Here is a 15219-nt window from a genome sequence, read left to right as displayed (position 1 = left end):
ACTCAACGAAGAAAATATAAAAAATGATGATAACAAGTTATGCCGATTCGGCACTTTCGCTTTTGCCTCCAGTAGTGGCAATTATTTTAGCTGTAGTTACCCGTAGAGTTCTGCTTTCACTGGGCCTAGGTATTCTTGCCGGTGTTGTGCTTTTAAGTGACTTTTCGTTCGGCGCTGCAGCAAGCCACCTTTTCAGTACAGTCACCAGCTTAGTATGGGACGATGGCGCACTTAATGCGTGGAATTTACAGATCATCGGCTTCTTAGTCGTATTAGGCATGATCACCGCATTAATCACTGTCAGTGGTTCTGCTCGTGCATTCGCTGATTGGGCGCATCAACGCATTCGTAATAAACGCGATGCAAAGCTTATGACGATATTCTTAGGTTGTGTTGTGTTTATTGATGACTACTTTAACAGTATTGTTGTCGGTTCAATCGCTCGCCCTATTACTGACCGTTATCATATTTCACGCGCTAAACTCGCTTATTTATTAGATTCAACAGCAGCACCAATTTGTGTCATCTCGCCAGTTTCTAGCTGGGGTGCATATATCATTGCATTAATTGGCGGTATTTTAACGGCTCATGGTTTTGCTGATACTGGTCATTTAAGTGTTTTCTTACAAATGGTACCGATGAATTTCTACGCCATTTTTGCCTTACTATTGTTACTTTGTGTGGCTATCTTTGGTTTAGATATTGGCCCGATGCGTCAACATGAACGCAATGCACAAAAAGGCGAGCTGTTTGACGAGAGCAAAGGTTTACCACCTGGAGCAACAGCCGATTTACCAGAAGCTGATACTGGTAAAATCATGGGCTTGTTCTTACCGATTTTTGTCCTAGTTGCCGCAACGATTTATTTTATGGTTTCAACAGGTGCTGACGCACTTGCTAGCGAAGGCCTTAAGTTCAGCATACTAGGTGCATTTGAAAACACCGAAGTGAGCGAATCATTATTTTACGGCTCGCTTGTTGGGTTAGTGGTAACAGTATTACTGACTATTCAACAAAAAATCAGTACTAGCATGATGTTTACAGGCCTTAAACTTGGCGCTAAGTCGATGTTACCGGCTATCTATATCTTGTTATTTGCATGGACTATCGCATCAGTCATTGGTGAGCTTGAAACCGGTAAGTACATGGCAAGCCTTGCAACAGGTAATATTCCGTTTGCTTTATTGCCTGCAGTATTATTCTTGCTTGCTGGTTTAACCGCATTTTCTACCGGCACTAGCTGGGGGACATTCGGTATTATGTTACCAATCGCTGCAGATATGGCGATGGGCAGTGACAGTACGATGATGTTACCTATGCTGGCAGCTGTGTTATCTGGCGCTGTATTTGGTGATCATTGTTCACCGATTTCAGATACCACTATCTTGTCTTCAACAGGGGCGAGCTGTCATCACTTAGACCATGTTATGACTCAGCTTCCTTATGCGATTATTGTGGCGGTGTTAAGTTTAGTCGGTTACACAGTGCTAGGTTTTACCGGTTCTGTTGCCATGGGCTTCATCACTTGCTCAGTGTTATTCGTATTGGCGATATTAGGACTTAAAGTTGCTACTAAGTAGTTACTTGAATTAGTTACTTGAATTAGCTTCTTGAAGTAGTTACTTGAATTAGTCACTTGAATTAATAAGTTCCTGTTTATAGGCTTTATCCTCAAGGAACATTCATAAAAAATGCCACTCAATTGAGTGGCATTTTTGTATTTGCTCTTTTTTGAAACTAATAGCTATTTTGAAACAAATAGCAGCTTGAAACAAATATTAGCTTGAAGCTATTAGTCGCTTTGTGCGATTAGTTTAAGCCACGACGCTCAAGTAGTGCATCAGTGGTTGGTGCTTGGCCTCTGAAGTTTTGGTAAGCTTCCATTGGCGGTACGCTATTTCCGACTTCACGAATGGTCTTTCTAAACTTCATTCCTATCTCACGGTTTAAACCACCTTGAGTTTGCACGTAAGCAAAGGCATCAGCTGCTAAGATTTCACTCCACATGTAAGCGTAGTAACTTGCTGAGTAACCACCTGGGAAGGCATGAGCAAAGTAAGTTGAGCGGTAACGTGGTGGTACAGCAGGTAAATCAACGCCGTGTTTCTTAAGTGCATTGGCTTCAAATTTTGCCACATCTTGCAGTGGTGCATCAGCATCTAAGGCGTGCCATTCTAAATCAAGCAGCGCTGCCGACATATACTCTAAAGTATCGAACCCTTGATTAAAGCTTCGCGATGCTAACAGTTTTTGCAGCAAGTCTTCAGGGATTGGTTTACCTGTATCGTAGTGCTTGGCATAGTTTGCTAACACTTTAGGGTGCGCAGCCCAATCTTCTTCAAAGGTTGATGGAAACTCCACAAAATCACGTGACACCGCGGTGCCAGCAAGTGATGGGTATTTTACTTTCGAGAACATACCGTGGGTTCCGTGGCCCATTTCATGGAACATGGTCGTGGCTTCATCGTAGCTAACAAACGTTGGCTCGCCTTCTGGTGCTTTTTTAATGTTCATCACATTAACGATGACAGGCTTTTGATTGAGTAGCTCTGATTGACCGACAAAAGAGCTCATCCACGCCCCCCCACGCTTGCCTTCACGAGCAAAGTAATCGGCGTAAAAGATGGCCATGCTTGAGCCATCTTCATCAAACATTTCGTAAGCTTTTACATCGGGATGATAGACAGGTAAGTCTGGACGTGGCTTGAGCGTAACGCCGTAAAGTTCTTGTAAGGTAAAGAAAACCCCATCTTCTAGGACTCGGTTGAATTCAAAATATGGCTTAATCGAAGCAGAATCTAAGTCAAATTTTTCTTTACGTACTAGCTCAGCATAATAAGCCCAGTCCCAAGGTGCTAAGGTAAAGTCGCCGCCAGTTTTATCAATCATGGCTTGAATATCAGCCGCTTCTTGTTGGGTATTTTTAACGACCGCAGGCACCATAGAGCCAAACATGTCGTATACCGCTTCAGGTGTTTTTGCCATTTGCGGCGCTAAACGGTAATCAGACCAAGTATCAAAGCCTAAGAGTTTGGCTTTTTTAGCGCGAAGCTGAGCTAAACGCGCAACCAATGATGCTGTTTCGTTATCACCCGTTAAGCCACGATTAGCTGAGGCTTCCCAAACTTGCTGGCGTAATTCACGATTATCAAGTTGAGATAATACCGGTTGACGAGTGGTGTTAGTGATATTGAGTAGGAACTGACCTTCAAGACCTGCAGCTTTTGCATCAGCTTTAGCCGCCGCAATAGCTGATTGTGATAAGCCGGCAAGTTGCGCTTCATCATCCACTTTAACGGCAATCTCTTTACTTAACCTAAGTAATCTTTGCGCAAATTCGTTAGTGATTGTTGATTGCTCTTCATTGAGCTCACGAATTTGTTGTTTTTCAGCTTCTGTTAACTGAGCGCCAGCAAGTACAAAACGCTGGTGATAAACTTCCACCAAGCGTACTTCTTCATCGGTTAAAGCGCTTGTTGTACGCGTATCGTAAATTGCTTGAATGCGGCTAAATAACTCAGGGTTCAGATTGATGTTATCTGAATGGGCTGCCATTTTCGGCGCCATAATACCTTGTACTTTGCGAAGTTCTGGATTGCTATTCGAACCCGTTAAGTTATAAAAAATGCTTGAAGTACGGGTAAGCAAGGCACCACTTTTTTCCATTGCGACGATGGTATTTTCAAAAGTCGGCTCTGCTGGGTTCGCTGCAATATCAAGAATTTGTTGATAGTGCTGCTCCATGCCAAGCTCTAATGCTGGTAAGTAATGTTCATCTTTTAACTGACTAAAGTCAGGCGCTTGATATTGCAGTGAACTGGCTTGCAGCAATGGATTTTGTAGTTGCACTTGGGCACCTTGTTGTTCCGCTTCAGTTTGGGTGTGACTGCATCCGCTTAATGCAAGGGTAGTAGCAATAGCTACAGCGACAATAGATTTATGCATCGACTTTCTACTTCCTTAATTATAATTGTTTGTGCAATTTATCAATTGTTTCTTAATCGTATATGAAGATTTTACTGTTTCGTGATGCCTGTAGGAATTGTGAGCAAGGAAGACTTAAAAACTGTGATCTAATTTATTTCAAAATGTAAGTTTTGTTAATAAAAGCAGAGCGCAATAGCAAGATGGTATTGCGCTAGCGATGATATGTTTGTTATCAACTTCACAGCGAGGGAGTCAAGCTAGCGCTTTATAAAAAGCTTATTGCGTTATAACAGCCTATTGCTTATTGCTGTCAGAGGTTAAGAAAGAGTGCTAGCTGCTTCACGGTATTTCATCCCTTGATGGCTTATCTATAAAACGATTCAATGATAAACTAAGCGCGATTATAACAATAAGGATCTTCTGTTTTGGCACAACTCTATTTCTATTATTCGGCAATGAATGCCGGCAAATCAACATCACTGCTTCAGTCATCTTATAACTACCGTGAACGCGGCATGAATACGCTGGTAATGACTGCATCAATCGATGATCGATACGGTGTGGGGAAGGTTGCTTCAAGAATAGGGATTGAAACCGAGGCGCAAGTGTTTGGCGCTGAAGATAACTTATCGAAAATGATTGAAACCGAACTTGAAACCCAAAAGCTACATTGTATTTTAATCGATGAGTCGCAGTTTTTGAGTAAAGAGCAAGTGAAGCAATTGACTCATGTGGTCGACAACCTCGATATTCCTGTATTGTGTTACGGCCTTAAAACCGATTTCCAAGGTGAGCTATTTAGTGGCAGTCAGTACTTACTTGCTTGGGCTGATAAATTGGTTGAGCTAAAAACCATTTGCCATTGTGGCCGTAAAGCTAATATGGTGGTGCGTCTTGATGGTAATGGCAAGCCTATGCGCGAAGGTGAGCAGGTGGCTATTGGTGGTAATGAAAGCTACGAGTCAGTTTGCCGTAAGCATTTCCGTGAGTTTCTTTGGGATTAACTAGTTTGACGCACAGTTTAAAACCAAAGTTAAAACCAAAGTTAAAACCAAAGTTAAAACCAAAGTTAAAACCAAAGTTAAAACCAAAGTTAAAACCTAGTTTAAAGCCTAGTTTAAAACCTAGTTTAAAACCTAGTTTAAATACGAGTTTAAACTTGGTTTAGAATATAAAAAAACAGCGTCTAATGGCGCTGTTTTTGTTTGCAAATTACCCAGATGTCATTTACATAATGCCAAGAGTTTAAAGATATCGCGGCATTAAAGATATCGCGGCATTAAAAATACCAGCAATTTAAAACTCTGCTTCGTCAAAGGCTGCAATTTCAGCGCTACTCATTTCTACTTGCTTTCGTAAGCTACGGGTTTTACAACCCCAATAGTTCATGTAAAAGCTAGCTGTGTTTAACTTAGCTTGATAAAAAGCCTGTTCATCAGTGCCAGCCTCTATGGCTTTAAGTGAAGTGGCAGCAATGCGTGCCCACATCCAAGCAAGTGCGCTAATACCAAATAACTGCATATAAGGCATTGAAGCTGCGCCAATCATATCTGGGTTAGTGGCAGCGGATTTCGCGATAAAACCAGTGGCTTTTTCTAAATCTCCGGCAGCATCCATGAGTCCTGCAATATATGGCTTCATAGCATCATTAGTGCTGTGCTCACCAATAAACTGCTTCACCATGTCAGACCATAGGCTTAATGTTGCCCCTTTATCAGATAACAATTTACGACCCACTAAATCTAATGCTTGAACGCCGTTAGTGCCTTCATAAATCATTGCAATACGAATATCACGTACAAATTGCTCCATGCCCCATTCATTGATGTAGCCATGACCGCCATAGATTTGCTGCGCATCAACACAGGCTTTAAAGCCTTGGTCGGTGACGAAACCTTTAACGATAGGGGTAAATAGTGCGGCGAGGGCAGAGGCCTGCTTTGCTTTAACTGGATCGGTATGACGCTCAGCTTGATCTAGCCATAATGCCTGTTGACCCATTAATGCGCGGGTACCTTCATTGAATGATTTTTGCGACAACAACATACGGCGTACATCGCCATGGACTAAAATCGGATCTGCTGCTTGGTCAGCTTGTTTGACGCCTGATAGTGCTCGGCCTTGAATACGCTCTTTGGCGTATACCAGTGCATTTTGATAGGCAATATCTGATACACCCAATCCTTGTATTCCGACACCGAGTCTAGCTTGGTTCATCATAGTGAACATAGCTTTTAAGCCTTGATGCGGCGCACCGACTAATTCGCCCACCGCGCCATCAAATAACATTACACAAGTTGAGTTACCGTGAATGCCCATTTTATGTTCAAGCGCAGTGGCACTTAAGGTGTTGGCTTCACCAAGGGAGCCATCATCATTGACCATGAATTTAGGCACTGCAAATAATGAAATACCTTTCACGCCATCAGGTGCGTCTGGCAGTTTTGCAAGCACCAGATGAATGATATTTTCTGCTAAATCGTGATCGCCAGATGAGATAAATATCTTCTCGCCGCTTATGGCAAATTTATCATCACCTAATGGTTTTGCTTTAGTGCGCAGCAGGGCTAAATCAGTACCTGCATGAGATTCAGTGAGATTCATGGTACCTGTCCATTCGCCACTGACTAATTTTTCTAAGTATTTTTGCTTAAGCTTATCGCTGCCATGAACATGAATTGCCGAATAAGCGCCATGGGTTAACCCTGGGTACATGGCAAAGGCCATGTTTGTGGCTGTTTTCATTTCGGTGGCAAAGGTACCAATGACTTCAGGTAAACCTTGGCCGCCGTATTCAGGATCACAGGTTAGCGTTGCCCAGCCGTCATCAATATATTGCTGGTAAGCAGCTTTAAATCCTTTTGGGGTGATCACTTTACCTTTTTCTAGCTGACAGCCTTCAAGATCGCCAGAGGCATTTAATGGCAACATGATATCAGTGGTGAAGTCTGCAACGCCTTGTAAAATTGCATCAGTCAGTTCGGGGTCTATTTCATCAAAACCTTTAAGATCTGTTTGCTGATAAATATTGAGTAACTCAGATAAGATGAACTGATAGTCACGAAGGGGAGCTTGATAAATCGGCATAATACGGTCCTTTGTTGTTTACTCTCTGTCAAACTGCCGATACCACTTAAGCAGGGTTAACAGAATCCATTACTGTTCTTTCTACTAAATTGCTAGTTATTGACTTCTAGTACTAGTTATTGATTTATTTATAGTACTAGTGATTGAACGTCTAACCTTGATTACAAAAGATTTTTTAGTGATTTTTAGCTTAATTATTAAGCAATAAAACTACCTTAACCAATTTCGAGTAAAAACTCAGCTTTATTTATTCTGAAGCTAAGCCGTTGATGATTTTATGAGATTTCCAAAAAGAGAAAGCATGTTCGAGCACAAGTTCTGGCGCTTCAACTTGAGGGTAATGTCCCACTCTTTCAAGGCTAACGGCATCAGCTTGGTTAATCAGTTCTTGGTAGCGTTTTAACATGTCTCTGCCTGAAATAGGGTCTTCTAAGCCATTAATAAATCGCATCGGTTGTTGGTTATTAATTAAAGCGCCCACCCAGCGGTCACGGTGTTTTACTCTTTCTTTCATATATTGAATCAGTTTATGAAAGATACGATTCCCTTGATTGTGTTGGATCAATTGCCAGTATTTACGCAGCTCTAGTTCATCAATACGAATATGACAGATATCGTCGAAGTTACGTTTGAAGGCGCGATAACTCATCGCTTTCGCCACGATAAACCCTATTGGGCTGAGTAATAACTTTTGGATCAGAATTGGGTGGATCACCTCAGGGAAAATGCCACCGTTCAGTAATAAACTGCTCAACACTTCAAACGGACGCGAGCTGTTGTTTTGTTTTGCATCAACTTGTCTTGCTAATAATTCTTGAGTGACAGTGTTACCGTAGTCATGGGATAAAATATGGACTTGTTGAATCTCGATTGATGTGAGGACATCTTCAATGAGATTAGCTTGAGCATCAAAAGAGTAAGGGAAGTCGGTAGGTTTATCTGAGTAACCAAAGCCCATCATGTCTAGGGTCACTAAATGAAAATGATGCGTTAACTCATCCCAAATTGGCTGCCAGTCATAGCTGCTGGTGGGAAAACCATGGATCAGCAGTAAAGTGGGTTTAGTCTTATCTCCAGCTTGTTTTACAAAGACATTATTTTCAAAGTTTTTAGCAAATGAGTGTTTATGAAAATATCCTTCATTCAACCACTTAGTTAACGTCTGCATATATAAACCATTATTTTTTTTATGTAAATCTAACCCGATTAGACCAGTTTGTAAAACCACTTATGGATCTAGAGGTCAATAAAAAGTGCTACAAAATATGAGTGCTTAAATTAAATGGATTTGAATAGAAATCTAACGCCAAGCGGTCTTGATATTTGAGAGTGCAATAACGCTTCCCGTTTGCAACTTTATTAGGATTGAATACTTATGAAATGGATTAAAGACAGTGAACTCAGTCAAACATCAGCGAGCGCTTTAAAATGCTCTGTTAACTCATCGACGCACCATGGATTCTCAAATGTTAACTCACTGCATCGGGAGCTGTTGAGGGTGATAATGATTTTCAGTGTATTTACCTTAGTTATTTTGTTCTCTGCTGGGGTTATTGCCGACGACTCACAATCGACGCCTGAGCATCAATTTCCACAGGCGAAATCTTTTGTTCTTAATGATGCACAAGGTAATGAGTGGTCACTGGCTGAACATGCAGGCAAACCGATTGTGATTCATTTTTGGGCGACGTGGTGCCCTTATTGTAAAAAACTGCAACCTGGCCTTGAGCGATTACGATTAGCTAATCTTGATAGCGACCTTGAAATGATTGCCATAAGCTTTAATGAGGATAAAGGTGCTAAGCCTGCACAAGTATTAAAAGCGCGAGGTATTGGCATGAATACTCTGGTAGAAGGTGACAGTGTTGCACAGCTTTACGGCGTAACAGGTACACCAACAACAGTATTTATTAACCGTGCAGGGCAATTAGTATGGCTTACACGGATTTCAGATCCTGATTCACCTAAGTTGGACCAAGCGATTGAATTTTTATTATCTGAGTAATGATAAGGCTTTATACCCAAACAACTTGAAGATGCTCGATTTCAGCAAGAATTTACACGCGTTTAGGCAAGACATTGATTGCGGGTAATGGTTATTCCCTTTTCAAAATCAATAACGCAGCATAAACGCGTGTAAAACTTGCCCTCAGGGAGTTTCACCGTGTTCCCACTACGTTGTTGCGCTAATTTATAAGGTACCTACATTACCGCATTAACGCGCCTAGTATTGAAAACACGGTGAAGCTCTGAAACACGTATCTTCAAGTTGTTTGGGTATAAGATTGCTATATAGAGTATCAACTCGCAATAATAGTGATTGCGAGTTGATAAGGCATGAGACATGACTTTAGGCATGAGCTAGTATGTCAGCAAATGCCTGTTATGAAGTGATAATCGAAGAAGCTTGGCTATCGTCTTCAGTTTCAGCCACTGACATGGTGAGTGGTAATTCTCTTGCTTGTTCGCGCAAGTAATCCATACCAGCCAAGAAACCAGAAAACATCTTAAGTGCAATAAATTGGCCTTCGGTTGTCGTTTGGTAATTATTGCCTTGTTTAGTCAGTGCGCCTGCTGAAATTAAATAACTCATCTCTAGCGGGAAGGCTTGCCAAAGAGATTTACCCGTGTGGGCTTTAAATTGTTGATTATCTAACAAGCCATGACCCATCATCATCATTAAATGATGCTGCAATAAAGCTTTATTTTCTAACGGTTTAGTATAGCAAGTGCCAGAGAGCCCAGCATTGATTCGACTAATATAATCAGGAATATCAAAGCTTGAAATCCTAAACTGCTCACCAAAGCGTCCAAAAGCACCAGAACCCACACCAAAGCAATCTTCACCATCTAACACATATTTATTTGCAACCGGTTGGCCGAAGTTACGGCTGAATGTCCACGGAAACTCCATAATGTAACGTTCACCCATGGCTTCTTTCACAGCTAAAAACTGTGGCCATAAATCTTCAGGATTACCCGCTAAACAACCGGCTTTTTTACGGTTTTGACCAATACCAACAGTAAGCGGATAAGTGGTAATTTGATCTGGGCTGAGTCGTATGGTTTGGGCTAAATCATTAGCAACGGTTTCAGGCGTTTGCATTTTAAAACCGTACATCATATCTAGATTGACGGTTGGGATAACTTCAATAGCGCGGCTAACATATTCAGCTTGTTGTAGTCCGCTACCAAACTTTTCAAATCGGCCACTGGCTTTTAAGATTTTATCGTCAAAGCTTTGCACACCAATCGACATACGATCGACTAAGCCTTTAAGTAAATGCGGGTTACCTTCTTTAAAATAGATTGGGTCACTCTCGCAGGACACTTCACGAACTGTCGTGATTGATTTGATCATCTCGATTGTTTCAATCAATTCGTCTTCTAAAATCGTCGTGGTGCCGCCGCCAATATAAACTCGATTAAAACGATATCCTTGGGCGATGACGGTACGGATCTCTTGTCTTAAGGCTTTGAAATATGCCTTAGCGACCCCTTCATTGAATTTAATTTTATGAAATGAGCAAAAACGACAAAGGGTGTGACAAAAAGGAATATGGATATACAGGGTCTCAATGGGTTTATCTGGGATAGCCAATTTAGTTACATCATTTAACGCCACAGCATCTTTTAAGCTTAAAGACTGCTTAATGGTCATGCCCATTACCCAGTCAAGACTGCTAGCGGCTAGGTTCAACCTTGAGGTAGATAAATATTTTTTCATGAGTTGCCTTTAGACTTCAATTTTACCAACGGGTGTATTCATATAGAAAACAACAGTCATTGGCTTTGTGCTAATTCAGTAGATTGATATCAGCCTAAATTAGCTAATCATTCCAAACTGTTGCTCAAAGCATGAAAATACAAATATCTACAAAAAATGAACAACTGAATGGCTAAAATTTGATGCCTATCACTTGTTTGGCGACAAATTCAATTCTTTATCTAACTAATTATTCTCATTTAAGTTTTTAATTAATTTAAAAAACAATATTGAGCATATAATTAAAAAGTATCTTGAATTAGTAATATTGAATACAAAGAGGTGCTGGAATAGTTAATTGCCGATTTATTCATCAAAGTTGGTGCTAGATCGCTTTTGTTTATCAGCAAAATAGCGTAAATTACTTGGTATTGTACAAATTAAAGAACGCTAAGTTTTTTAATGGGAACTATAATCAAGAGGTTAACTATGGAACATCGTTGGCAAATCGCTATTTCAGCTGGATTACTAGCCGCATTATGGGCAGGGGTTGCAGATGTATTTCAATTAGTCACTTGGGTCGGTTTTCTAAGTTGTAGTACTTTCTTCGCACAGACAGAAACAGGCGTCAAAGGCATGTTTATGGCTATGAGCACCAATTTATCAGGCGTATTTTGGGGCTGGTTGATTATTTCAGGTAGTGGCTTCTTTGTTTCGCCTATGGTTGGATATGCGATTACTGGTATTGCTACCGCAGCGATGTGCTTACAAGCCAGTTATCAAAAGCTAGCCTTTATTCCTGGTGCCTTTATCGGTTGCTGCATTACCTTTGCATTAGGCGCTGATTTAGTCGCAATACTACCGCCATTACTGATAGGTGCCACGCTCGGTTATAGCATGAGTGTATTAACCGCTCAGCTGATTACAATAACACCTAAAATCCAAGGGTTATTTACGACTAATACTGCCAAAGAGCTTTAATATTGATTGCTTTTTAAGTAAGTCTAAAGTGATAGTTAAGTAACCATAAAAACGCCGCTTTTTAGCGGCGTTTTTAATTGTGTTATGACTGTATATCCTTTGTTAAAGGATAAATGTAATTTTGCATTGTCCATATTTTATATCCTTATTCATCAGATGTTTGTATCACTTTAGTTTTACTTTTAGAAAAGATAAATGCTGCTAATTATTTCTAATAAACTGATAAGCCACACGTTTATATTTTGTCATGTGTTTATAACCCTTTCGACTATACTCTTTAAGCTTATTTGGTTAAAAAATGAGCAGGTTAATTTAGTTAACTATTAGGAGTGAACGAAATGAACAAGACCTTAATAATGGCATTATGTGTATTAGTGAGTAGTTCTGTTTTTTCAAAGGATAGATTAGAGGTATACGAAGATTATGATATAGGCACTGAATTAATGATGATGACGACCGTCAAGGTTGACCCTAACATGGGCGATATCTATTTAGCAGGCTTACAAAGTAGTTGGGTAAAAGCTGTCAAAATTCAAAAAGAGCTTGGATTTATTAAAGATTGGAAAATTTATGGTAGTGATTTACCTACCAGTGGTGATTTTAACATGCTGCTGGTGGTGAGCTTTGAGAATGCAGAGGATTTGGAACCTAACAAGGCTAAATATCAAAAGTTCATGGAGAAATGGAGTGAGTCAGATGAGAAAATGTCGAATGAAATTTCAGCCAAGTACCCAGAAGTAAGAACCCTAACCGGTGAATATAGAATGCGAGAAATTATCTTGAAATAAGATAAGCGGAACTTGTTCAGGCCTGACCGACGAAATCGAATAGGTTCCGTAACTACCAGTTAAGTTGTATCACAGCTTTACCTTGTATTTGAACTTCAAATGCAAAGGTTTATTTGACCATTAAAATTGATATGAAATGGTTATAAACTCGCTATCAGTATTGATGTTAATTAAAGATATTTGTTTTAAAAAGAATGTAAAACACCTGAAAAATTTACTCTGATATACAAACTCCTTAGGATGTGGCTTTTTAAAGTATCAGGGTTAACCATGAAGTCTGCTCGTTTATATACATCATTAATGCTATTTATCACCTCAATTATCACTCCGTCAGTATCAGCAGCACCAGAAGTTGGCCTCATGGTCGGAAGTGATTCCGGCATTAACGTTAAAATGGATAATTACAAGTTTGGCGTTGGCTTCGATGATTTTTCATTTACGCTGGATAAAATGTTTAATTTTAACGATCACCCTCATTTTTATTGGGGCGTGGGCGGTAAAATTGCTGATAGCAACAAAGATAATGTTAAGTTGGGCGCAAGAGCAGTATTTGGCGCTCATACTAAAGTAGAGCGCTTTACGTTTTTTATTGAAGCACAGCCTACCTTGTACTTGATTGATGATGTCAATGTCGAACTAGAAGCTATTGGCGGCGTGAGATATCATTTTTAGTCATTGTTATCTGACGTTTAATTTCAGCAAGCAACAAAAAGATAAAACTCGACAAACTGAACTTGAATTTGAGGGAAACCCTCCCTTAAATTCAATTATGTCGCCACAAAAAAGTATAGCGTTATAGCGCAACTCATTACGATGACAAATATTCTTATATGTCGCTGAGAAATCCGTTTTGATATGTGAGCAGACATATAGCCGCCAATTAACGTACCAATCAGCACAACGCCACCTTCAAACCAAGCAATGGCATCATTATAAATAAACAAGATGATAGCAATGAATGACACTGAAGATGAAATCATCAGTTTAAGGCCATTCATCGCATTAATATCTGAGTGACCAGCCAAGGCTAAGTAGCTTAATGCGATAATCCCGAGCCCCGCATTAAAAAAGCCGCCATAGATACAAATTGATAAAAGAACTAAGAATAAAAGAACAGCGCCAAATTGGGAGGCGTATTTATGTTTACCTGAGAGTCGACTGACGAATTGATTTATTCTTGAACCAAAAATAAACAGCACAGTAGCAAAGAGTAACAGCCAAGGGATGGCTTGCTGAAATACTGCTTCAGGGGCTAAAAGCAATAGCCATGCGCCCAACCCACCGCCTAGTAAGCTAGTTAACACGATAACCACTAACTCTTTCTTATGTGAGCTTAGTTCGCGTCTAAAGGCAAAAGCGCCACTAAGGTAACCCGCAAATGATGAAAAGGTGTTGGTGGCATTGGCCATAATCGGTGGTACACCAACAAAAATAAGCGCAGGGAAAGTAATAAAGCTGCCACCACCAGCGAGTGAATTTAACACTCCGCCAAAAAAGCCGGCAAGTAATAGCAATACGACATCAAAAGTCATTCAATCAGCCAAGGTAGTAAGGTAGGGATTGAGCCTAACTTGTTGTCGCTAAAGGGGCAATATTATCAATGGGTTTTCGCTTAGATTTGAGATTATTGTTGCATCTATTTTGCTAGCGCTTAAATGCTTGCCTTAGTGTAGTGACAAAATTCAGTTTTAAGGCTTGTTTACGAGTCAACAAATTAGGCTGAAATTGCGCGATTAAGCGATATAAATGGTAGTGAGTCACTTTTTTAGCAACATACCAATCAAAGCGAAATATGGAGCCCTTTAGAGTAGAGCGTTCAAAATCAACGACCCCCAGTTTATTACTGCTATCAACGATGAGATCTCGAATAGGTAATGCATGACGAGCAACACCAGAATCAAGCATTTTATTAATAATGACGGTTAAATCATGTAAATTTTGCTTATTTAAATGGCTAGGGCTTTGTCCTGGCAGCTTAGACATCACAAGTATCTTTTGTTGGTCATCAAAACTAATTAAATTCGGCACACCATTAATGCCTTTAAGGCGGATTAATGACTCTTTTTCGATGTTATAGCGGCTAATGTATTTACGTGATGGCTTAAAGCGTTTATTTACTGAGTTAGTACCAATGGTGAGGTACATTTTTTTAGTTTCGTAAACTCCATCTACTACTTTTTTTTCGGTAGTCATATAACTTGTTTTATTTGAGGCGTTTACTTTAGCTTAGTGTAATTAACACAATGTCGATATGGCACTTTGGTATAATCGTTAAGACAGGTTTTATTGTGAAGAAACTAACTTTTGTTATTTGATAATAATCAGGTGTCTTGTATTTATTAGGATAGTGATATCAAAACGCGATGTAGCGCATGGTTACTGGAGAATGAGCTGCTTTTATCACGCATAATAACTTAACTAATTCATGCACCTCCAATGGAGGCAACAATACCAATAGGCTTATTTAGTGTCTGATAGAGAAGGTTTACAGCTTTGCAATTTACCAGTTGAAAATAGGCAGCATATACTCAGTATTTATTTCATTTTTTTATTAAAAATTAACAGAATAGGTAATTAAATCAAACTTGTTACCATCATCACTCATTGGCATATTTGAGCTTGTGCTAAGTGGTCACTATTTTTATTATTGGACTTTCTTATTGTGATTAGTACCCAAATTTCAATGAATCTTCTTTTACCGTCAGCCTCTAGGTTTAAAGGCATATTGAA

At 39.9% G+C, this 15219-nt stretch carries 12 protein-coding genes; 6 read left to right on the top strand and 6 right to left on the bottom strand.

Translation table 11 applies throughout. The annotated features are described in order from the left end of the window. Positions 1-23 precede the first annotated feature (23 nt). Complete coding sequence (locus L2735_RS06545) at positions 24-1580, top strand: Na+/H+ antiporter NhaC family protein (RefSeq protein WP_248983943.1); 1557 nt, start codon at positions 24-26, stop codon at positions 1578-1580. A gap of 229 nt (positions 1581-1809) precedes the next feature. Here the strand turns inward: L2735_RS06545 and L2735_RS06540 are convergent, their stop codons facing one another. Continuing rightward, positions 1810-3945: a M3 family metallopeptidase gene (locus L2735_RS06540; RefSeq protein ID WP_248983942.1), complete on the bottom strand. Its 2136-nt coding sequence runs from the start codon at positions 3943-3945 to the stop codon at positions 1810-1812. A 407-nt stretch (positions 3946-4352) separates the two neighbouring features. Here L2735_RS06540 and L2735_RS06535 point away from each other — a divergent pair, with 407 nt between their 5' ends. Then, positions 4353-4931: a thymidine kinase gene (locus L2735_RS06535; protein WP_248983941.1), complete on the top strand. Its 579-nt coding sequence runs from the start codon at positions 4353-4355 to the stop codon at positions 4929-4931. Between the two features lie 292 nt (positions 4932-5223). Here L2735_RS06535 and L2735_RS06530 read toward each other — a convergent pair whose 3' ends face one another. Next, complete coding sequence (locus L2735_RS06530; protein ID WP_248983940.1) at positions 5224-7014, bottom strand: acyl-CoA dehydrogenase C-terminal domain-containing protein; 1791 nt, start codon at positions 7012-7014, stop codon at positions 5224-5226. A gap of 247 nt (positions 7015-7261) precedes the next feature. After that, positions 7262-8182: an alpha/beta fold hydrolase gene (locus tag L2735_RS06525; protein WP_248983939.1), complete on the bottom strand. Its 921-nt coding sequence runs from the start codon at positions 8180-8182 to the stop codon at positions 7262-7264. Between the two features lie 336 nt (positions 8183-8518). Between L2735_RS06525 and L2735_RS06520 the strand changes: the two genes are divergently transcribed. Continuing rightward, positions 8519-9019: a TlpA family protein disulfide reductase gene (locus L2735_RS06520; RefSeq protein ID WP_248983938.1), complete on the top strand. Its 501-nt coding sequence runs from the start codon at positions 8519-8521 to the stop codon at positions 9017-9019. Positions 9020-9397: 378 nt separating this feature from the next. Here the strand turns inward: L2735_RS06520 and L2735_RS06515 are convergent, their stop codons facing one another. Further along, on the bottom strand, positions 9398-10741 hold the full coding sequence (locus L2735_RS06515; protein ID WP_248983937.1) for a coproporphyrinogen III oxidase family protein: 1344 nt from the start codon (positions 10739-10741) through the stop codon (positions 9398-9400). A gap of 468 nt (positions 10742-11209) precedes the next feature. On the opposite strand from L2735_RS06515, the gene L2735_RS06510 reads away from it, so the two are divergent. The 3 genes from L2735_RS06510 (at position 11210) to L2735_RS06500 (ending at position 13161) form a co-directional block, all read left to right on the top strand. Then, positions 11210-11701, top strand: a complete 492-nt coding sequence (locus L2735_RS06510; protein ID WP_248983936.1) for a DUF1097 domain-containing protein — start codon at positions 11210-11212, stop codon at positions 11699-11701. Positions 11702-12039: 338 nt separating this feature from the next. After that, positions 12040-12489 (top strand): hypothetical protein, encoded by a 450-nt coding sequence (locus tag L2735_RS06505; RefSeq protein WP_248983935.1) that lies wholly within the window; start codon positions 12040-12042, stop codon positions 12487-12489. A 270-nt stretch (positions 12490-12759) separates the two neighbouring features. Beyond that, on the top strand, positions 12760-13161 hold the full coding sequence (locus tag L2735_RS06500; protein WP_248983934.1) for a hypothetical protein: 402 nt from the start codon (positions 12760-12762) through the stop codon (positions 13159-13161). Between the two features lie 95 nt (positions 13162-13256). On the opposite strand, the gene L2735_RS06495 is transcribed toward L2735_RS06500, so the two are convergent. Next, positions 13257-14021 carry a sulfite exporter TauE/SafE family protein gene (locus tag L2735_RS06495; protein ID WP_248983933.1) on the bottom strand — a complete coding sequence of 255 codons (765 nt, stop codon included), beginning with the start codon at positions 14019-14021 and terminating at the stop codon, positions 13257-13259. A gap of 112 nt (positions 14022-14133) precedes the next feature. Next, positions 14134-14682, bottom strand: a complete 549-nt coding sequence (locus L2735_RS06490) for a hypothetical protein (protein ID WP_248983932.1) — start codon at positions 14680-14682, stop codon at positions 14134-14136. Positions 14683-15219: the final 537 nt, after the last annotated feature.

The organism is Shewanella olleyana, assembly GCF_023283825.1.
In the GTDB taxonomy this organism is placed as follows: domain Bacteria; phylum Pseudomonadota; class Gammaproteobacteria; order Enterobacterales; family Shewanellaceae; genus Shewanella; species Shewanella olleyana.
The sequence above is the reverse complement of the archived record's forward strand: the minus strand, read 5'-3'. Positions and strand labels throughout refer to the sequence as shown.